The organism is Mongoliitalea sp., assembly GCF_054166905.1.
Window position 1 is genome coordinate 1 of the sequence record NZ_JBSZCK010000037.1, and the last position, 21,549, is coordinate 21,549.

Annotated in this window: 19 protein-coding genes; 10 read left to right on the forward strand and 9 right to left on the reverse strand. The window is 42.1% G+C overall.

Going from position 1 to position 21,549, the window contains the following annotated elements; translation table 11 throughout:
• From ACXIUD_RS13510 to ACXIUD_RS13530, 5 genes are all read right to left on the reverse strand, one after another.
• The coding region (locus ACXIUD_RS13510; RefSeq protein WP_458053250.1) for an AlbA family DNA-binding domain-containing protein at positions 1-142 on the reverse strand (142 nt) is incomplete at its 3' end.
• A 155-nt stretch (positions 143-297) separates the two neighbouring features.
• Complete coding sequence (gene xerA, locus ACXIUD_RS13515; RefSeq protein WP_458053175.1) at positions 298-1,407, reverse strand: site-specific tyrosine recombinase/integron integrase; 1,110 nt, start codon at positions 1,405-1,407, stop codon at positions 298-300.
• A 201-nt stretch (positions 1,408-1,608) separates the two neighbouring features.
• Positions 1,609-2,199, reverse strand: a complete 591-nt coding sequence (locus tag ACXIUD_RS13520) for a Maf family nucleotide pyrophosphatase (RefSeq protein ID WP_458053176.1) — start codon at positions 2,197-2,199, stop codon at positions 1,609-1,611.
• Positions 2,196-3,497, reverse strand: a complete 1,302-nt coding sequence (locus ACXIUD_RS13525) for a DUF1015 domain-containing protein (RefSeq protein WP_458053177.1) — start codon at positions 3,495-3,497, stop codon at positions 2,196-2,198. Before ACXIUD_RS13525 ends, ACXIUD_RS13520 begins: the two co-directional genes overlap by 4 nt.
• Entirely contained in the window at positions 3,497-4,990 is a 1,494-nt protein-coding gene (locus ACXIUD_RS13530) for an acetyl-CoA carboxylase biotin carboxylase subunit (protein ID WP_458053178.1), read from the reverse strand. The genes ACXIUD_RS13525 and ACXIUD_RS13530 overlap by 1 nt, the downstream gene beginning before the upstream one ends.
• A gap of 253 nt (positions 4,991-5,243) precedes the next feature.
• Here ACXIUD_RS13530 and ACXIUD_RS13535 point away from each other — a divergent pair, with 253 nt between their 5' ends.
• Together ACXIUD_RS13535 and ACXIUD_RS13540 are read left to right on the forward strand one after the other, a co-directional pair.
• Positions 5,244-6,494: an aminotransferase class I/II-fold pyridoxal phosphate-dependent enzyme gene (locus ACXIUD_RS13535; RefSeq protein ID WP_458053179.1), complete on the forward strand. Its 1,251-nt coding sequence runs from the start codon at positions 5,244-5,246 to the stop codon at positions 6,492-6,494.
• Positions 6,495-6,594: 100 nt separating this feature from the next.
• Positions 6,595-6,774, forward strand: coding sequence for a histone H1 (locus tag ACXIUD_RS13540; protein ID WP_189578910.1), 180 nt, complete (start codon positions 6,595-6,597; stop codon positions 6,772-6,774).
• Positions 6,775-6,947: 173 nt separating this feature from the next.
• On the opposite strand, the gene ACXIUD_RS13545 is transcribed toward ACXIUD_RS13540, so the two are convergent.
• Positions 6,948-8,813 (reverse strand): M1 family metallopeptidase, encoded by a 1,866-nt coding sequence (locus ACXIUD_RS13545; RefSeq protein WP_458053180.1) that lies wholly within the window; start codon positions 8,811-8,813, stop codon positions 6,948-6,950.
• Positions 8,814-9,056: 243 nt separating this feature from the next.
• Here ACXIUD_RS13545 and ACXIUD_RS13550 point away from each other — a divergent pair, with 243 nt between their 5' ends.
• A complete protein-coding gene (locus ACXIUD_RS13550; protein ID WP_458053251.1) occupies positions 9,057-12,167 on the forward strand; it encodes a WD40/YVTN/BNR-like repeat-containing protein in 3,111 nt (1,036 codons plus the stop codon).
• Between the two features lie 71 nt (positions 12,168-12,238).
• Here the strand turns inward: ACXIUD_RS13550 and ACXIUD_RS13555 are convergent, their stop codons facing one another.
• The 3 genes from ACXIUD_RS13555 to ACXIUD_RS13565 all read right to left on the reverse strand — a co-directional run bounded on the left by ACXIUD_RS13555 (position 12,239) and on the right by ACXIUD_RS13565 (position 14,796).
• On the reverse strand, positions 12,239-13,003 hold the full coding sequence (locus ACXIUD_RS13555; protein WP_458053181.1) for a TIGR02757 family protein: 765 nt from the start codon (positions 13,001-13,003) through the stop codon (positions 12,239-12,241).
• Between the two features lie 3 nt (positions 13,004-13,006).
• Positions 13,007-13,561: a hypothetical protein gene (locus ACXIUD_RS13560; protein WP_458053182.1), complete on the reverse strand. Its 555-nt coding sequence runs from the start codon at positions 13,559-13,561 to the stop codon at positions 13,007-13,009.
• 65 nt (positions 13,562-13,626) lie between these two features.
• Complete coding sequence (locus ACXIUD_RS13565; protein ID WP_458053183.1) at positions 13,627-14,796, reverse strand: LysM peptidoglycan-binding domain-containing protein; 1,170 nt, start codon at positions 14,794-14,796, stop codon at positions 13,627-13,629.
• A gap of 199 nt (positions 14,797-14,995) precedes the next feature.
• Between ACXIUD_RS13565 and ACXIUD_RS13570 the strand changes: the two genes are divergently transcribed.
• Genes ACXIUD_RS13570 through ACXIUD_RS13600 form a run of 7 tightly spaced genes read left to right on the forward strand, consistent with a single transcriptional unit; the run spans position 14,996 to position 21,481 of the window.
• The gene (locus ACXIUD_RS13570) at positions 14,996-16,357 is read left to right on the forward strand and encodes an NfeD family protein (protein ID WP_458053184.1); all 1,362 of its coding nucleotides are present in this window, start codon (positions 14,996-14,998) and stop codon (positions 16,355-16,357) included.
• 11 nt (positions 16,358-16,368) lie between these two features.
• Complete coding sequence (locus ACXIUD_RS13575) at positions 16,369-16,686, forward strand: hypothetical protein (RefSeq protein WP_458053185.1); 318 nt, start codon at positions 16,369-16,371, stop codon at positions 16,684-16,686.
• An 18-nt stretch (positions 16,687-16,704) separates the two neighbouring features.
• Positions 16,705-17,229 (forward strand): FKBP-type peptidyl-prolyl cis-trans isomerase, encoded by a 525-nt coding sequence (locus ACXIUD_RS13580; RefSeq protein ID WP_458053186.1) that lies wholly within the window; start codon positions 16,705-16,707, stop codon positions 17,227-17,229.
• A 20-nt stretch (positions 17,230-17,249) separates the two neighbouring features.
• Positions 17,250-17,618, forward strand: a complete 369-nt coding sequence (locus ACXIUD_RS13585; protein WP_458053187.1) for a globin domain-containing protein — start codon at positions 17,250-17,252, stop codon at positions 17,616-17,618.
• A gap of 1 nt (position 17,619) precedes the next feature.
• Entirely contained in the window at positions 17,620-18,381 is a 762-nt protein-coding gene (locus tag ACXIUD_RS13590; RefSeq protein ID WP_458053188.1) for a lysophospholipid acyltransferase family protein, read from the forward strand.
• On the forward strand, positions 18,378-18,665 hold the full coding sequence (gene gatC, locus ACXIUD_RS13595; protein WP_189578900.1) for an Asp-tRNA(Asn)/Glu-tRNA(Gln) amidotransferase subunit GatC: 288 nt from the start codon (positions 18,378-18,380) through the stop codon (positions 18,663-18,665). Before ACXIUD_RS13590 ends, gatC begins: the two co-directional genes overlap by 4 nt.
• Positions 18,665-21,481: a tetratricopeptide repeat protein gene (locus ACXIUD_RS13600; protein ID WP_458053189.1), complete on the forward strand. Its 2,817-nt coding sequence runs from the start codon at positions 18,665-18,667 to the stop codon at positions 21,479-21,481. The genes gatC and ACXIUD_RS13600 overlap by 1 nt, the downstream gene beginning before the upstream one ends.
• Positions 21,482-21,549 lie beyond the last annotated feature (68 nt).

Sequence of the window (21,549 nt, forward strand, 5' to 3'; positions counted from 1 at the left end):
CTATTAAGTCAACAACATTACCCGTGTCATCTTTTCCAATAAAAATAGTTCCACCAGAAGCATTTGCAAAACCGCAAATCCATTTCAGGTATTCATCCTTCCAAGTTACTTTGAATTCGATATTTTGAGATTCTGTCGTCATTACTAATTCTAATATTATTTTAGTTGCGAATTTAGCCTTTTTCCTGATTATATTGCCGGTATTTTGGGTTTCTACACTAACCGATAACTTATATGTCTGTCTGGAAAAACCAGACTTAGTTTACCAATTTTAAGAAATAAGTCTGGTTTTTCCAACTATAAATCTAAATCTTCTAAAGGACTTACTATCTGCTGAAGAGACTTCCTACTCACATGGGTATAAATCTCCGTCGTCTTACTACTATTATGACCCAATAGCTCTTGAATATACCGCAGGTCAGTGCCTCTTTCTAGTAAATGGGTAGCATATGAATGCCTCAACCAATGGGGAGTCACCGGCTTTTTTATCCCAGCTTTTTTTACCGCATTTTTTAAAACCTCAGCCAAACTTTTTTCACTGTAAGGACCACCATGTTGTCCTTCAAATATGTACTCTTTAGGCCTATAGGCTCTATAATATTTTTCTAGCTCTACAACCAATGGAGCAGGTAATGTGACCACCCGATCCTTTTTCCCTTTTGCTTGTTTTACCAAAAGCAAGCCCCTTTCTCTCTGAATATGCTCAAACTTTAACGCAATTAACTCTCCCCTTCTAAGGCCACATGCATACAAAAACATGAGCATCAATCGATGTTTTAAATTTTTAGGAGCCCCCAATATCTTGGACACCTCCTCTTTACTCAACACGTTTGGCAATAGCTTCTCCCTTTTCGGTCTATAGACTATTTCTGGATTGAATTTGATACCTCTTCTATTTTGAAAAAATAACTTGATGCCATTAACCACCTGATTCTGATAGGAACTCGAGTAACCTCGCGCTAAAATATATTCCTTATTAAATCTCTCCAGATCATCATTGACAATTTCCTCAATCAACCGATTATCCAAAAACCGTAAAAATATAGAAACAGCATCACGATAGGTCTTTACAGTACTGTCACTGTAGCGCTTATTCTTCATCCAAATCTCAAACTTTTTTACCTCTACTTGAAGTATTTCCGAAAGTTCAGGCAACTCAGGATGGACTTTAGGCAAACTTACCTTCTTCAAATTGGAATAGTCTAACCAAACTTTTCCCTTAAAAAAATCCATAAGCTCCGACAATCTGTTTTCATGGTAAGTCACCCACCAAACCTTCTTCTTCGTATCCCAACTACACCCTGGAAACTGCTTGACGATTTCCTTCAAATCAAAGTCATATGCAAACTCAATCCGAATGATGGGAGTTTTACCGAGCAAATCATTTTTCAAGACTAACGTTTTCATAAAAAAGAATTTATACACTAAAAATAACCTCAACTCCTCCCAAAAAAAAGCCTCAACCCCAACTTAAACGTTTATTTTGAAGATGCCACTAAGACTCGAAGGCACAAAATCAATGCTCAACCCTAATTAATCTAAATCAAATCAATCTTCAAACCCTTTTATCATTAAAATAAAATCTGCGTTAAATCCGCTTAATCTATTTTATCTGTGAGTAATAATCAATCGTTTTATCCACCCATACACCAAGTGCACCGGCAAACCCATCACCGTATAAAATGAGCCCTCAATTTTTTCTACTCCAACATAGCCAATCCACTCCTGAATACCATAAGCTCCCGCCTTATCAAAAGGCCTATAGCGATCTACATAATATTCCATCTCATCTAGTTCCAACTTACGGAAATAAACCTTTGCACTATCCATATCTGCATAAATCTTACCCTTGTAAGCAAATGCCACTCCAGTAAATACTTCATGTGCAGCACCCGACAAAAGCCGTAACATCTCCAAAGCCTCTTCTCGGGTGGCAGGTTTATTCAGCACCTTTCCACGTACCACCACCACCGTATCAGCTGCAATCAAAAGACTGTCCTCATCCAACTCTTCCAAAAAAGCAGCAGCTTTCTTTTTTGCTAAAAAGTAGGCTACATCCTCCACCGGCAACTCACTGGGAAATGACTCATCTGTATCCTTCACATGGACTTCAAACGGAATATCCAACCTAGCCAACAACTCTTTTCTCCTAGGAGACTGGGAAGCTAAAATTATCTTTCTACCTGCTAAATCTATCATACTTTGTACGCATCATAAGGAAACTCAAATTCCTCCTGTTTAACGGACGCAAATAGCAATCCGGATAATGTTTTGGGATAAAAATAAGTAGATTTTTGAGGCATCGTGTAGCCACTCTTACATACCTCCAACACTTGCTTCATAGGCACATCCTTGGTAATTAATGCCAATGAAGCTTGTCCTTGTGCTACCGAGGCCAAGCATTTATGCAAATTCCGCTCATACCGAATCTGTTCAGAAAATCGTTGCTCATCATAAGGCATCCCCAACACCTTATCCAAAAAGAAATAATGCAATACCACCAAATCTAAACCTTTGATCGTCTCAGGGAAATCAGCCTTCCAAGCATGATGGACAGTTTCTTTCAACTTGATTTTATACGCATGACCCTGAAAAACCAAACCAAAAGCCCATTTTTTCTGTAAAATGAGTTCGTAAATCTCCTCCTCATCATCAAGTTCCCGAATATCAAAAAACTCCGCTGCCTTTTCCAAAAGCTTCTCCTTATCTAAATTAGGCACATCCACCAAGCGGTGAGTTGGCAGAATCCGCAAATCCTTGGATGAGGCATTTGTAAAATACATCATGTGAAAATTATAGGCCTCGCTTCCTACGTGTCGAGGATTGGCCTTGGTTTGCGCTTTTCTGTACTGTATAGCGCCCTCGTAGCGATGATGCCCATCTGCCAATACAATCGATTTATCCCCCAGCACTTCCAAAAATCGCTTGATCGTAGGCACATCATGGATGACAGCTAACACCTCTCGTACACCTTGATAATCCTCCAAATCATACAGAGGGTACTTAATCGCCTCATCCATCAAGGGCTCCAACTGATGCAAGGGATCCTCATACAAGCCATGGGTAGCACTGCTTTGAAACTGGCTTTGCTCCAGTAATTCGATGCGGTCGTTGACGGATTTGGCAATGGTATTCTCATGCCTAAGCACCACACCTTCATCCCAATCATACGCTTTGATCTGTGCTATAAACCCCTTACGGCAGGACTCCTCCTCCTGACCGGGAAATTTGAAATATTGGTAATACACATAGATTCCCGGAATAGGATCCTGAGATAAGATACCCTGCGCTTTCCAACGCTCCAAGGTTTCGGCTGCCTGACGGGCAGGTTGCTCCCCTAGAGGCACGGTCACGTGAATACTGTTATAAGGTTGTTGATAAAGCGCCTTGCACTGCTTGTCGGAGACCACGTCAAAAAGAGGTGAGACCAACTGCCCTAGTTGGTCTCTGTAAGTCTCATGATATCTCCAGCCCTTAATCGGTAAAATTTCAGCCATTAGATCAGCCTGTTTTTCCACTTAGTTCGGTTTGTACCTGCATCACTCTTGAGCTGCAGCCTGTTTTTATGTCTGTCGTACAATTCAACCCCTACTGCTGCTAAAAGTTTCAACTCTTCCTCAGTCCATTGAATATCAAGCTTATCAGGAGTAAAATATTTTTCAACAAACTTAGTATCAAACTGACCGCTCTTAAACGCCTCGTGTCCCAATACAAAACGGCAAAAGCTAAGGGTAGTCTCTATTCCAGTAATGTAATATTCGTCAATTGCTTTGATCATCTTTTGGATAGCTGCATCTCTATCCACATCATGCACAATCAACTTGGCAATCATCGGATCATAATAGATAGGAATGTCCATTCCCTGCTCAAATCCATCATCCACACGCACACCCTCTCCTGTCGGACGGATATATGTCTGCAATCGACCAATATCCGGCAAGAAATTATTTCGTGGATCCTCCGCATACACCCTAACCTCCAATGAGTGTCCATGGATGGTCAAATCCTCTTGCTTAAATGGCAAAGGATTCCCCTCAGCGATAAGCAACTGCTCTTTGACCAAATCCTTTCCTGTGATCATTTCTGTCACAGGATGCTCTACCTGCAAGCGGGTATTCATTTCCAAGAAATAGAAATTAAGCTTTTCATCTACAATAAACTCCACTGTACCCGCACCATGATAATTGCAAGCCTGTGCTACCTTCACGGCAGCTTCTCCCATAGCTTTTCGCATTTCAGGGGAAACAACCGCAGAAGGAGCCTCTTCTATGACCTTTTGGTGCCTTCTCTGAACAGAACACTCCCGCTCAAATAAGTACACAATATTCCCATGCAAATCTCCCAACACCTGAATCTCAATATGCCGAGGAGATGTAATGTATTTTTCAATAAAAACAGCCCCGTCACCAAAAGCTGACTGTGCTTCGGAAATGGCACGGTTCATCTGTTCTTCAAATTCCTCCTCATTCTCCACAACCCGCATCCCTTTACCTCCGCCTCCAGCAGAAGCTTTGATCAAGATCGGATAACCAATCTCAGCAGCTTTGACTTTTGCCGAAGGAATATCAGAAATCGCATCCTCCGTACCGGGAACCATCGGAATTCCATAAGCGGATACCGCATGCTTAGCAGCCAATTTACTCCCCATAACTTCTATCGCTTGAGGAGAAGGCCCTACAAAAATGATCCCCGCATCCGTCACTTTTCGTGCAAAATTGGCATTTTCAGATAAAAATCCATATCCAGGATGTACTGCATCTACGCCCAACTCTTGACAAACCTCAATAATCTTATCCGCCAATAAATAGGACTGATTGGATGGAGGAGGACCTAGACAGACCGCCTCGTCTGCAAATTTCACATGAGGTGAATGGGTGTCTGCTTCAGAATATACTGCAACAGTCTGAATACCCATGGCCTTGGCCGTACGCATCACCCGAAGGGCTATCTCACCCCGATTGGCTACTAAGAGTTTTTTAATTTTATTCATATGGAGGATTTTTCCGCTTACAAAAATCATTTCTTGCGAAGTAAATAAATAATCGGCATTATCTAAAACTATCCGAGTCATGAAGAGTTCATTTCCTGCTAATCGACATATATGAAAAAGAATTATTGTAAAAACCATCCGGATGAAATACCAGCGGTATTTTTGCATGGCTAAACTTATTGTATTACTTTTGAGCGGTTTTTTCCCTCAGTTTGGGGAATTTGAAGTTGTAATCATCTAAAATCGAAATACCTTGGATCTATTTGCAAAACTGAAAACGAATTTGGGCCCATTGGGCAAACATTCTGAATTAGCAGAAGGCTACTTTGCTTTTCCAAAATTGGAAGGAGAGATCGCTCCCCGCATGAAATTTAAAGGAAAAGAAGTATTGACCTGGAGCTTAAACAATTACCTCGGTCTTGCCAATCACCCTGAAATCAGGAAAGCTGATGCGGATGCTGCTGCCAAATGGGGCGCTGCATACCCCATGGGAGCTAGAATGATGTCTGGACAGACAGATTTGCACGAGCAGTTGGAGAGAGAGTTGGCAGAATTCGTAGGAAAAGAAAGTTCTTACCTTCTAAATTACGGCTATCAGGGAATTCTTTCGGTAATCGATTCTGTATTGGACAGAAAAGATGTAGTGGTATATGACTCCGAGTGTCATGCATGTATCATTGATGCATTGCGCATGCATTTAGGTAAGCGTTTTGTATTCCCTCACAACGATATCGAAAACTGCGAAAAACAATTGCAGCGTGCTACCAAACTTGCCGAGGAAACAGGCGGTGGCATTTTGGTAATTACAGAGGGTGTATTCGGGATGACCGGTGACCAAGGCAAGCTCAAAGAAATCGTAGAATTGAAGAAAAAATACGACTTTAGACTGCTTGTAGATGATGCACATGGATTTGGAACCATGGGAAAAACCGGTGCAGGTACAGGAGAAGAGCAGGGTGTACAGGATGAAATCGATTTATATTTCTCCACCTTTGCCAAGTCCATGGCTTCTATCGGCGCATTCATCGCAGGTGATGCAGATGTTATCCGTTTCTTGAAATACAACATGCGTTCCCAGATTTTCGCCAAATCCCTCCCAATGCTATTGGTAGAAGGTGCATTGAAGCGTTTGGACATGTTGAGAAGCCAACCTGAATTAAAAGATAACCTTTGGAAAATCGTCAATGCCTTAGGTGATGGCTTGAGAGAAAAAGGATTCTCTACCGGAAAATCCAATTCTCCGGTTACTCCAGTAGTATTGAATGGTACTGTGGGTGAGGCTGCTACGCTAAGCAAAGACTTAAGAGAGAATTACAATATCTTCTGTTCTGTGGTTATTTATCCTGTAGTACCAAAAGGCATGATTATCCTCCGATTGATCCCAACCGCGGTTCATACCTTGGAAGATGTAGCCGAGACAATCGCCGCATTTGAAGCAGTAAAAGACAAGTTGGTAAGCGGTTACTACAAGACAACCGAGCTTGCAATGTCCTTTGGTGAATAAAAAACAGCAAAAAAAACGCTAAGAGTGTTGTTTTAGAAACATTTTAGCTATATTCAACCGAAAATAAACTTATCATCAACCTTAAAAATTAACTTTTATTATGAGCAGATTTAGCGAAATAAAAGATCTTATCATGAGCCTAGAGGGCGACTTCGACAAATTCTACAGCAAAGGAAACCAAGCTGCTGGAACTAGAGTTAGAAAAGGCATGCAAGACTTGAAAACCTTGGCTCAGGACATCCGCAAGGAAGTTCAAGACATGAAAAATGCAAGTGAATAATTGAATCCTACATTAAAATAAAAAAGGTGGCCTTCGGTCACCTTTTTTATTTGTCCAAAATCTCCTGTAAAACACTCATTAGCTCCCAAAATAAAATCCAACCTGCTTTGGAGTTGAGCCCTTGACAGGTTGGATTAGATGTATGTGTATCAATTACTGCTCAGTCGATAAACCTATCGCTGAGGCATAGCTACACTTACTTCAAAGGTATTGTTGCTGCGATTGACATCTGCCAAACGCATGCTTGGGTCAATTTCAACGCTTTTTATTTGAGAAATCGGCTTATTTAAAACCACATCTTTGGTATAATTCGTCCAAGGCCACTTTTCAGTCATGACACGTTTTGGCATATCGGCTTCCTCGGGCTTTTCTCCTCTCATAATAACCAAAGGCAGATAAATCATCTCCTGACTTCCATCCACATATGTCACCACCACATCCAAAGGCATAGGCATATACCCTACTCTTTCTAAAGTGATTTTGGTTTGATCTCCTTGTCCTTCTACTGCTTTCACACCATAATCAATGGTTTTGGTAGAAGCAATGAAATAATCATAATACCAATCCAATTCCAAGCCACTCACACGTTCAAAAACCCGCATGACATCATGGCCTGTTGGATGCTTAAATTTCCAATCATTCCACAAGCGCAACATCGCCTTATTGAAATTTTCTTTTCCGATAACATACGCCATTTGCTCTACAAATACGGCTCCTTTGCTGTACACAGCAGGACCGTAAGCAGAGTTCAAATTATAATGATCAGCATGCGTAGTCAACGGCTCTTCGTTACCGGATGCTGCCAATCGGAAATACGAACGATAGCTACCATCTACCACAAATCCATTGGCTTTTTGGAATACCGCATCCATCACGATATCCGTACCCCACGTAGTGAAACCTTCATCCAGCCAAGCCTCAGAAGACTCATTAAAGCCCAACACTCCATAATACCACATGTGGATCATTTCATGCACAGTCACACCAACCAAGCTGCGTAAATTTCTATGACCAGTGATCAAAGTAGCCATCGGATACTCCATACCACCATCTCCACCTTGAATCACAGAGAACTGCTTATACGGATATTCACCAAAATTAGCCGACATAAAAGCCATAGCATCTGCTGTGTAGCCTTTCAATTTCTCCCAGTTTTCCTCAGTTTTATCTGACTTGATATACAAGAAATGTAACATAGGCCCATTCTCCATCTGCACTTTTTCATGCGTAAATTTAGGATCAGCCGCCCACATAAAATCATGTACATCCGGAGCTACAAAATGCCAGGTCAAAGTTTTCCCTGCGGGCTTTCGTACAGTCACACCAGCGTCCTGATAGCCATGACCGATTTCATTGGCATTTTGCAAATAACCCGTACCCCCCAAAACATAGTCCTTATCAATGGTGATTTTTACATCAAAATTTCCAAAATTTCCATAAAACTCACGGCCAATATATGGGTTGGCATGCCAGCCTCTAACATCATATGCAGCCATTTTAGGATACCACTGAGCCATTGACAAACGCACACCTTCGGCACTATCCCTGCCTGACCTTCTGACCTGCAAAGGAACCTGTCCTTCAAATTCCATTTCAAAAACAACGGTTGTGTTTGGCAAAATTGGCTCTACCAAGTCCACCTCTAATATGGTTTCCTCATGATGAAATTTTACCGGCTTTCCATTCATCGTCAATGAATTGGCTTTTAATATTCCGATCTCATCCGGCTTTAAATTGAAAATACGGTCACCCACTCTACGATCAGGATCTGGAATGGTACGGCTACGCACATCCATCATGCTGTTCGGTTGAAACGCATTGAAATACAGATGATAAAATACCCGCGTCAAAGTGTCGGGGGAATTATTGGTGTAATGCAGCTTTTGGGTCCCTTTGAAGGTATTCGTAGTGACATCCATGTCCACTGCCATTTCATAATCGGCTTTCTGCTGCCAACGCTCCACCTGAGCCCATACCTGCAAGGAAACAAACCCAGCAAGAAGCACCGTCAGCGTCGCTAGCTTTGTGATTCTGATCATATTCTTAGGATTTAATTTTTTTTTGAAAAATAAAGCAAAAAGTCATACCGCCCAAACCTCTCATGAAATATGCTTCTTTTCAGCCCTCTCTCTTCCATTTATCAATAGCTTTTTCCCTCTATGGGAAAATTGAATGGGATTAGTTTTCAAAATACTTAATTCATGTACAGAAATTAACCAATCAGCATGAATAAACAACTACTTACCAACATCATGAAACGCTCATGGACGGGAATGCTCTTAATGACATTCTTACTTACAGCTCCATTCTACGGGATGGCACAAGTGGACATGAGCCAATTTTCGGTCATGAAAGCCCGCAGCATCGGCCCTGCCGGTATGAGCGGTAGAATCACAGCCATTGCCGCAGTAGATGACCAACCCGAAATCATCTATGCAGGTGCCGCATCCGGAGGTATCTGGAAATCCACCTCAGGAGGCATCACCTGGGAGCCGATCTTCGATGAAGAAAAGGTCCACTCCATAGGTGCAATCTCCATTTATCAAAAAAACCCAAACATCATCTGGGTGGGTACAGGTGAAGGTAATCCACGAAACTCCCTCAATTTGGGATACGGGGTTTACCGATCGCTCGATGCAGGTAAAACCTGGGAACTGATGGGCTTGGAAAAAACAAGAGCCATCCATCGAATCATAGTGCACCCGGATGATCCCAATACAGTTTTTGTAGGTGCTATCGGTTCTCCTTGGGGTGAACAAGAAGAAAGAGGCGTCTACAAAACCACAGACGGTGGCAAAACATGGAAAAAAATCCTCTACATCGATCAAAAAACAGGGGTGGGTGAAATGGTCATGGATCCAAATAACCCAAATAAGATTTTTGTCAATATGTGGGAACATAGACGCTATCCATGGTTTTTTAATTCGGGAGGAGCTTCCTCAGGTTTGTTCGTCACCATTGATGGAGGTGACAACTGGAAAAAGCTGGATGACAAAAACGGACTTCCTAAAGGAGAATTGGGAAGAATGGGCTTAGCGATTTCCAAAGCCAACTCTGATAAAATCTATGCTTTGGTAGAATCTTCAAAAAATGCCTTGTACGTTTCTTTGGACGGAGGGGATAACTTTAAAATGGTCAACGATAAACCGGAAATCGGAGACAGACCATTCTACTATTATGAAATTCACGCAGATCCACAAAACGCAGATAGAATCTACACGCTGTATTCCCGTGTGGGCATGAGTGAAGATGGTGGCAGAAGCTTTACCCAATTACTCACTTACGAAGGTGTACACCCAGACCACCATGCCTGGTACATCAACCCCCACAACCCAAAATTGATGATTGACGGAAACGATGGTGGGTTAAACATCACCAGAGATGGTGGCAAAACCTGGTACTTCGCAGAAAATATCCCAGTAGGTCAATGGTACCATATCAATGTGGATAATGAAGTTCCTTACAATATCTATGGTGGACTCCAAGATAATGGAAGCTGGGTAGGTCCTGCCTATGTTTGGAGAAGAGATGGTATCCGCAATACCTATTGGCAAGAAATCATGTTTGGAGATGGCTTTGATGTAGTCTCCGATCCTGCCAATAGCAGATTTGGATATTCTATGTCCCAAGGTGGCAACTTGGCTAGATTTGATAAAGAGACCGGGCACAAGCGCACCATCCGTCCAACACACCCTGACAAAGACGTATTCCTACGCTTCAACTGGAATGCTGCCTTGGCACAATGTCCACATGATGATGCGACTATTTATTATGGTAGCCAGTTTTTGCATAAGAGTACAGATCGTGGAGAAACATGGGAAATCATCTCCCCTGATTTGACTACGAATGATCCTGAAAAACAAAAGCAACAAGAAACCGGTGGATTGACATTTGATATCACAGGCGCCGAAAATCATACAACCATACTTGCCATTGCTCCTAGCCCTATTGATCCAAATGTGATCTGGGTGGGAACGGATGATGGCAATGTACAAGTGACCCGTGATGGTGGCAAAACCTGGACCAATACATCTTCTAAAATGCCCGGATTCCCGAAAGCAGGCTGGATTCCTCAGATCCAAGCTTCGAGATATGATGCAGGGGAAGCATGGATTGTAGCCAATGACTACAGAAACAATGATTTCTCTGCCTATGCCTACCGAACCAAAAACTATGGAAATACTTACGAGCGCATCGCAGATGACTCCAAAGTTTGGGGCTATACCCTGTCCATCGTACAAGATCCTGTAGAACCCAATTTAGTATTTTTGGGAACTGAATTCGGCTTGTATGTCAGCTTTGATAATGCCAAAACTTGGAATCAATGGAGACATGGCTATCCAAGAGCGAACTCTACCTATGATATGGTCATTCAAGAGCGTGAAGCAGATTTGGTTATCGGTACTTTTGGTCGCTCTATCTATGTATTGGATGATATCCGCCCTTTGAGAGCTTATGCAAGCAACCAAGGAAAAGCACCTGCATCAAAAATTACGGCTATTCAACCATCAGATGCTTATCAAGCTGAAATCCATCAGCCACACGGAGAGCGATTTGCCGCCAGTGCCAAATATGCCGGAGAGAACAGAGCCTTTGGTGGAAGAATCCACTTCATCATCAACGATCCGGGTAAAGAAAAGCTTGACACTGTCACCGTTGCCATCTTCAATGCTGAAGGTGAGCAAATCCGTACACTAAAAACCATCCCTCAACAGGGGGTAAACCGTATGATTTGGAATCTGGATAGAAAGTCTGCCGCAGATACTCCTATGGGAAGAGGTGGCCAAGGAGGAGGTCGTAGAGGCTTCTTTGAAGCAAGCGGTGGCCCTGCTATCCCCGGTACTTACAAATTGGTAATGAGCTATGGAGGCGAAAGCAGCGAAACTTCTATCAATGTCTACGGAGATCCAAGAATTGAGGCTAATCTTGCTGATTTGAGAGCAAGAGAAGCATTTATCAAGGAAGTAGAAATGTTCGGTGCAGAAGTCATGAAAGCCACCCGTCAATTGGATGAGGCAAGAAGCACCATTGATAAATTGATTTCTTACGCTGGAAATGATCAGAGTCCTGAAGTGAAGGAATTGATCAAACTAGCCAATGAAACCAAGAAAGGCTTAGACAAAACACGTGAGGCATTCTATGGCCCTACACGTGAGGGACAAGGCATCGTACGTAACCTCTACCCTACTACCATGAGTCGCTTGTTTGCTCCAAGAAGCTATGCAAGCTCTTCCTATGGCAGACCAGGTCCTACAGAGCAGCGTCTGTTTGACCAAGCGAAAGAGGCTGCTTCGGAAGCTATGGAAGTTTGGAAATCATTTATGGAAAATGACTGGAAAGCATTTGTAGAAAAGGCCAAAAATACACCGATAGACATCTTTCAGGAAAATTAACTAGTTGATTAACTAGTAGTAATCAAAAAGAACCGTCTGCGAGGACGGTTCTTTTTTTATATGCTAGTGCGTTAAAACTTCTCCTCCACCCCCAAACCAAACAAGGCAAAATCATACTTCACAGGATCTAATGGATCAAATTCCCGCAATCGCTCTGTGAGCTCCATAGCCGTCAACCAATCTGTTTGCTTTCGTTGGATCAATCCCAGTTTCCTGCCTACCCTATCCACATGAAGATCACATGGACAGACCAATTGTGAAGGTTGTATGGTATGCCAAATTCCAAAATCAACCCTAGAAGGATCTTTGCGGACCATCCAGCGAAGAAACATATTGATCCGCTTGCAAGCGGCTTTTCTTGCAGGAGTGGCCACATGCTTTCTAGTACGGGCAGGCGCATCTTCCAAAGAAAAAAACAACTGATGAAAATTGCCAAGCAAGGTCTCCATACAATTTACATCATCACTGTAGCCAATGGTAAATGCTTGCTCCAAAGACTCATGCTTGCCATAAAACCATCTGAAAAACTCAACAAAATACAGGGTATCAATATCATTGAAGGTACGATGCTTGAAGGCAAGTAGCTTTTTCAAATCCGTCTCTTGATGATGCATTACAAATTCATGCGGAGCAAAATCCATCAATCCCATCAACTCTTTACACTTGTTGATGATCGTCTTCCGCTGTCCCCAAGCCAAGGTAGCTGCAAAAAAACCGGCAATTTCTATATCCTGCTTTTTGGTAAACAAGTGGGGAATGGAAATCGGATCAGGCCCAATAAAATCCAGCGTATTGTATTCTTTGTACTTAAGTTCTAAAAATCCGTGGATATCCATAAATTAAATAGCCACACTGACTTCTCCCCCCTGAATACCATCAAACCATTTGAATTGAAGTTCTTTTTGTTGTACCTCAGCAACGTGCCAATCAAAGCACTTAATATTGGTAAGTACCGTCAATGAATCCTCATCAGGATTATACAGACAGATATCAAAATCAGGTAAATCTTTGGAGTCCGTGGCATTCCATTTTTCCAAAATCAATCCAGTTTCAATAAACTTCACTTTGGATCCAAAAATATAATCATGAAGCACGGAGGGCACTCCGTCCTTTCTCCGAATCTGAAAACCTGTTGGTCCAAACATGATTTGCTTAAAAACCTTTCCTTCCAATAAGCCATTGGTACCGGGTAATTCTTTCCAATCGCTAACTACTTCTTCCGCAATTTCCTTGTTCCCTCTCAAACTTGCTAATAATCGGGACAAAGCCGAAAACAACCAAGTAACCGCAATCAAGAGTACCCCAAAAGTGGCTAGAACAGGATAGGAAACCACAAAAATGAGGTTCCAAATAAATTTGAAAATATGATGAAAGAAGAGTTGTACTTTATTCATGCTGCACTAATCCGAACCCCAAAGGTACATGCTACTCAAGGGAAATCAAAACACAGGTTAGAGTCTTAATAAGAAACCTCCACAGGAAAACGGGAATTAACTGCCCGTAACTGATCAAATGCCGCCTTGGAAAGCTTAATCAACAATCGACTATTATCACCTGTATCTGGCAACTTACCAACCACACGTGCAAAAATCGTTACATCATTTTCTTCATTGCGTACACGCATGATCGTCCCGACAGGGGCAGTTCTGTGAAGCACAAGGTACTTCTTATGATTGCCTGTCCCATCGATCACCTCAGCCAAGCCTGTCTCACGGATATCTTTGAAAGAAGTATCAGCAGTACCAGATGCACCTTCGGTTACTACGCGGGCATCTACGCGCTCATTATTGACTTTTACAGGTACAGTAGCTTTTACCACAGGCACTTGATCTGAAGAAACCATGGTCCTGCCTACTTTTAATTTTTGACCAGCTTGCAAATTATTGGATGACAAGTTATTCCAAGAAATCAAATCATCCATGGAAGCTTCATACTTACGAGAAATAGCAAATAACGTCTCTCCTGGCTCTACTGTATGGGAAATCCATTCACCGGGAACAGTAGCTGGAATGGTACCCGTTGCAGCTGACTGCCTGCTCTCTGTTCTTGGTGCAGGACTTGTCTCCGAAGTTGCCGGAGGTGTCACCGCAACAGGTGGTGGCGTATTTACCTGCTCATTGGCTCGTGCCGGAGTTGTACTCGCGGGAGGAGTTGTCGGAGTAGAGGCAGTTGGTGCCGCAGGAGTTGGAGTTGCTTGAGCTATAGCAGCACCTTTGATCACTAGTGCCTGGCCAACACTTAGATCTGAACCCTGAAGATTATTCCAGGATAAAATATCGCTAACAGAAACATTATATTTTCTGGAAATAGCAAACATAGTCTCCCCTGCTGCCACTCGGTGAATTTGTTCATTTGGCGCCAAACTAGCTTTGGATACGTATGGTACACGAACCCTTGACCCCATTTTTAAGCCATCTTGGAGATTCTCATTGGACTGAACAATGTCATTTACAGCCACCTGATACCTTCTTGATAATCCAAACAATGTTTCTCCCTGCGAAACCTGATGGATGATAAAGGTCTTATCGCCGACCCGCTCAATTCCGATGGAATCCACCAAAGCAAGGGAAGATGCCTGTACAACAACAGACGCAATTAAAAATAGACCAATAAGGATAAGGTGTCTCATAAGATGGTTTAATTTCATGGCTACAAATTTCAGATAAATTTTATCATTTACAAGAATGAAACCACTTTGTTGGCTTTGTTAATTTTTTCTCAGTTTTTTCAAAGATTACAAACGATTGAGTGAGAAAAAAAGTTAAATCATTGGAATCTTGCACAAGCAAATCAATAATTCCTATATTGAAATTCAAAATACACAAGTCATGAAATACCTATTTTTCGTTTGCCTCGCTTTCTTCACCACCCTGATTATGAATCCTGCACTCGCACAGGAGGTAAATGATAGCACCCAGACAAAAAAAACTGTCTTTACTTTTAAAATCGATGACAACATCGATCCGCGGATGAACCGGAAGGTGAAACTTGCCTTAGAAGATGCAATTAAAAAAGACGCGGATCTTGTCTTGATTGAAATGGATACCTATGGAGGTGCCGTCAATGACGCCGATGATATCCGAACCATGGTCATGGAGTTTGAAAAACCAATCCACGTTTGGATCAATAAAGATGCCGCATCAGCGGGAGCCTTGATTTCCATCGCCTGTGATAGCATTTACATGGCTCCGGGAGCAAGCATAGGTGCTGCCACGGTAGTCATGGGAGGAGGCGGTGACGCAGCACCTGACAAGTATCAGTCTTACATGCGATCCATGATGCGCAGTACAGCTGAGGCCAAAGGAAGAGATCCGAAAATTGCAGAAGCTATGGTGGATCAAAATTTAGAGATTGAAGGAGTGACAGAAAAAGGTTCTGTCATTACATTCTCTGTATCGGAAGCCATCAAAAACGGATTCAGCGAAGGGGAAGCTAAAAACAAGGACGAGGTTATGAAACTATTGGGAATTGAAGAGTACGAATTTGTTGGCTACGAAACATCCAATGTGGAGAGCATCATAGCTTTTTTCCTCAATCCCGCTGTGAGTGGATTTTTGATTTTAGTAATCTTCGCAGGTATTTATTTTGAAATTCAGACGCCGGGAGTTGGCTTTCCTTTAGCTGCCTCCATTACAGCCATTATTCTCTATTTCATCCCCTATTACTTGACGGGGCTTGCAGAAAATTGGGAAATTGCAATATTCATTGTAGGAGTCATCCTCCTGCTCGTAGAAGTATTTGTCATACCCGGTTTTGGGATTTTTGGAGTTTTGGGCATTATTGGTATTCTGACAGGTCTTACTTTAGGAATGATCCCTAACAATGCTTTCGATTTCACTTTTGTACCTACTGGAGATCTATTTGTTGCGCTCCTGACAGTCATTCTGGCTGCCATCTGTGCCATAGGGCTGATATTCTACTTTGCTCCTAAAGTCAATCAATGGCAAGCCTTCAGCTCCATAGCTCTTGCAACTACTCAAAAAAGAACAGAAGGCTACTCCTCCACACTGTATTCCAACGATTTGATGGGAAAAGAAGGAATCGCCCATACCCGACTGATGCCAAGTGGAAAAGTGGTAATTGATGATGAGGTGTATGATGCCTACTCCAGAGGTGAATTTATTGATAAAGGGGAAGCCATCAAAGTAATCAGCACAGAAGGCACTTCACTCAAGGTCAAAAAAGCATAAAGAAGGTCGACATGAACAAATTATTCATTGCCTTCGCAGCGATCATTTCTTCCGGTATTTTCGCCTTTGCGTATTGGAGTGAATGGATCAGTTTGCGCTTTGGAGAAGGAAGTATTCCAGAGATTACAGAGGACTTCACCCCTCCCTACTATTATGCATCCACTGAATTGTACCAACAAGTTCTACTAATTTTCGCATGCCTATTCTTACTGATTTTTGGGTTTGCTATCGTTGCAGTATCCAGAAAAAAATGGGGGCAAGTCATGTTCGCATTTAGCATCAGCATGCTCTGTATTTTAGCGGTAATGATAAACGGTGCCATTAAATAAATAATGTACCTTTGCAGCATGGAAATAACAAATAACACGGTCGTAGGTCTAACCTACGAATTAAAAGTCAGCAGAGAAGCCGACGAAATCGAATCAGCACCTTTTAGCGTGGAAGTACGGGATGAAGAAGATCCCTTCTATTTTTTGTTTGGAAACAGTGGACTTCCCGAAAAATTTGAAGAGCTACTAGCAGGAAAAAAACAAGGTGAGGGCTTTTCATTCACACTTCTTTCTGCCGACGCTTATGGAGAGGCAGACGATGAGATGATCATGGCCATCCCAAAATCCCAATTCAGCTCCGAAAGAGGCTTTGAAGAAGGAATGTTAGCAGAAGGCAACTTTTTACCTTTGATGGATGAAAATGGTTATCCTATGCAGGCCAAAGTATTAAAAGACCTGGGAGAGGAAATCCTTTTGGACTTTAACCATCCCCTAGTTGGCTTTGATTTACATTTTGAAGGTGAAGTCTTAGAAGTAAGAGAAGCTACCACAGAAGAGCTTTCTCATGGTCATGTGCATGGAGAGCACGGACATCAGCATTAAGCACATACTTGAGCATAACTATGAATTCCAGTATTTACGAGACTTTAGGAGAGGAAAAAATCCGCTTGCTCGTCAAGCACTTCTACCTGCATGTCCGCGAAGAACCGGAACTCAGAAAATTATATCCGGATGAAGACCTCAGTGGGGCCGAAGATAGGCTCTACTGGTTTCTTCTCCACGTTTTTGGTGGACCTCACACCTACTTAGAGCAACGAGGGCATCCCATGCTCCGGCGCAGGCATTTTCAATGGAAAATAGATCAGCATATGCGGACGATTTGGATGGACTGCATGCTCCGTGCGATGGATGCGGTTGAAATGGACACCGAAATACGGGAAACATTGATGAATTACTTTGTCAAAGTTGCTAACCATATGGTCAATTCCTAAGATGTTTTTATTGAGAAAAATCTACACAGGCTACGCCCTAATCCTCTTTATACTCACCTTCCTGATCCTATTCCCGCTGTTTTTGGCAGCAAGTTGGATCCCTGGGATGCAACGATATGGGCGAAAGGTCAACCAATTTTGGGCAAAAGTATATTTTTCGATCATCTTTATGCCAGTCAAAATTGAAGGACGAGAGCATATCAAAAAAGGACAGCCTTATGTGTTTGCGGCAAATCATTTTTCCTACATAGACATTGCCATGATGGGATACATCCCAGGAGATGTCGTCTATATTGGAAAAAGCTCCATTCGAAAAATCCCTCTATTTGGTTACTATTTCAGGAAGCTACACATTGCTGTGGACAGGCAGAGTGCCAAAAGCCGTGGAGCAGTTCTTATTCGTGCTAAGCAACACATCGACCAAGGCAGCAGTATTGTAATTTTCCCCGAAGGAGGGATCACCACAGGAGCTCCTCCACACATGAATCGCTTCAAAGACGGTGCATTTACCATGGCGATTGATAAACAAATCCCGGTGATTCCTGTCACCTTATCATTTAATCATTTAATTTTGCCTGACGACGGGAAGTTGACCATGAATTTCAAACGAGGAAAATTGGTCATTCACTCTCCCATCGAAACAAAAGGTTTGACGAGTGCTGATACACCCATTATTCGGGAAAAGTGCTACGAGGTCATTCAACAACAGCTATGGTTCGATAATGGACTGGCAGAAGCAGATAAAACACCACTAGAATTATGAAAGTAGACGTAAATACCGTAAAAAAAATCGCACATCTCGCGCGCTTGGAGTTTGATGAGGCAGGCTTGGAAAAAATGAAGCGTGACATGACTCAAATCTTGGATTGGGAAGAACAGTTGAATGAGGTAGACACAGAAAATGTAGAACCCATCACCACCATGTCCTCAGAAGTGAATGTCATGCGGGAAGATGTAGAAGGTGAACACCTTTCGCATGAACAGGCATTGAAAAATGCTCCTCAGAGGGATTCCGATTATTTCCGAGTACCAAAGGTTTTAGAATAATGTCCGCACAGACACCTCAAGAAAAAGATATTCGTTTCTTCAAAGGCCTTCCCTTCTTCTTTGTGATTACGGGAGGGCTTTTTCTCTTGTACAGCTTATGGTTTTGGGATAGAGGAATCTTCCAAATCCTACCGGGAGTTTTTGCAGAGTCCATCTATGTCCCCTTGGATTACGTTCAACTAGGCTTGGAAATCTTTCCGATGCAAGTAGAAAATTTCATTCTTTTACAAAGCTACGAATCTCTTCCTCCCCTAAGTTTTCCCAAACTTTCCCTACTCTGGGGCACCATCATTTGGATTTTGCTAGTATTGATTTCTTCCTTACTCAGTACCTTCAAGCGAACTCCCTTTATCATCAGCATGGGTGTATGGATGGCCATATTATCCATCTCCGGTATCAATAGCTTGAACATAGGTGGGATATATAGTAATTATGCCTTGATTTTGTTGTTGCTTGGCTGGGTAGTTCCTTTGGTATACATCAATTTTTATCAAAATCACTGGACACTTATCCAAAGGTTCGCATTGGTATTTGCCTCTGCTACCTTGACCCTTGTTGGCCTGATTTATTTCAGCGAAATGCCCGCAGCAGCCCTACTCATTGCTGAAAACTTCACACTTCCTGCTGTGGCCTTGAGTGCTATTTTCCTCCTGCATATTGGACATGCAATCTTTTCTGGTACCACCATTTTATTGCTGAAATTGAATAAAGGTGTTCAGCTAAAAATCACCTACCACCTAGTAGTATTATTCATTATTTACTTTTTATTGGTGTTTATCACCCTACTTGATTTGTTGGGAGATGTAAACCTTCCTTTTCCCATAGTTCCTCCTCTTTTTCTCTTTTTTATCGCAGGGATAACTGGCTTTTTTGTGTACAGAGAAAAAATTGAACAGACGGAGCAACCTTTTCTAATACCCTTCATTGGAGAAAGTCTTTACTTAACCTTCTTTGCAATTAGTCTCTGGACTTGGGGAAAAGCTATATTTACAGAAAATCAACCCTATATTGATTTCTTCAACCATATATTCCTTTATGGGCAAGTAGCTTTATCCTTACTCTTTTTTGTCTACCTTCTAGCCAACTTTACGGGGGTATTAAACAGCGGAAAAGATGTAGAAAAAATCATCTTCAAGCCTCAGCATTTTGCCTATTTTCACATGAGAATTGGAAGCGTGATGGCTCTGGGTATTTTGGCTGCTCTTGGAGACACCATCATTATCAATCATATTATTTCCGGTTCCACCAATCAGGCAGCTGATTACTACTACCAAGCAGAACTGCCCAAACAAGCAAGTATTCTCTACGAAAGTGCTTGGATGCAATACCGAAAAAATGACAAAGCCAAAAATGCGGCGGTACACTTGTTATTAATGGATGGCAATAAGAGAGCGGCAATCGAACAATTGGAGCAAAGCATGGACTTCAATCCTAATGTACCCAATCTTTTACTACTAAGCAAGCTACTTCATGAGCGGGACAAAGTGTTTGAGGCTGTCTTTTATTTAGAAAAAGGGTTGAGTCTTTTTCCTGACAATATTTACTTAAAAAATAACCTTGCCCTACTTTTATCCAAATTGAATAGACCAGCGGACGCCATCGGTCACTTACAAACTCATGCGGAATCTAACCCTGTGTTCAAAGCTAATCTAATGGGTTTGAAGGTAAAGCATCAGCGGGATGAAGTAGAAATAGTTACAAAAACAACAGACCCTATCTTTCAGATTAATGAATTGGCTGCAGCCAATAGAAAGGGGGATTTATGGGAAGGTGAGCTTTCCTTAGGTGATCTATCTTCTAATTTTACCATCCAAACTGCCGGAATCAGGAATCTCTGGACCAATCAACCCAAGCAAACACTAGGCCAAGATATTGCGCTGATCGATTCTTTGATTGCAGCTACAGAAATTACATTTCATGAGCGGAATCTTCGGGATAGCCGGGTTATCCGATTGTATCAAGGGCGGGATATTGCCGAAACCTTAAAGTATCTGGTTGGCAATGCGGGAATATTTTCGGGTTCGGCGGGATACTACCATCAATGGAGTGCCATGGTTTTAGCAGGTCAGTTGGATTTGGAAAAAGCAGCTACCGATATATTAGTGGCCGAAGAGCGCAATGTAAGTGATTTCAAACCTCATCATTTGGCGATTCTTTACTTTGGAGACCGCCCGATTGATGCCATCCGCATCCATCAAAAATTTGATATACCTTTCCCTTCTTGGATGAATTGGGGAGGTGATGGAAAACTGGAAGACAATCCCCAGGTGCAGTATTTTCAAGCACTAAAAAATTTCCACGTCAAGCTCGAAAAAGAATGGATGCAGGACCTTTTAAGTATCGAACAGTCGCTATTGCAGGCCTCCTTTGCCACCCATCTTTTGGTTCATAAAGCACATGCATTGAAGGCACCCCATGTAGCATTGATGGAAGAAATAATCAGGAATGAACCCGCAATTCCTATAAGTAACCAAGAAATTCAGGAATGGATAGGTTTTGTGACAAATAGAGGACCGGATTTACCTGAAATCAACTTCTTTGCTCAATATCTGAAGCCTGAACTCGGTTTGGATAGGAACCCTTATTGGACTCCACTCATCCTTAAGAGTGTAGCTAATACATCAGATGATATGGAACGCTACAGTATCCTGCAAGATGCCAAGCAATTCAATAAAGACCCCATACTTTGGATCGCTTACATCAATCAAGCAAGAAAAATGGGTTTCCAACAATACGCTAATGATGCACTGCAAGACCTGGGGACTTGGCTAGATAAAGCTGAAGTGGAGCAATTATTAGAAGAATTTATCCAATAAAAAAACGTCGGAATTTCGAAAAACTAGAACAAAAAAGGGAGTCAACATTTTTTTAGCAATGTTGACTC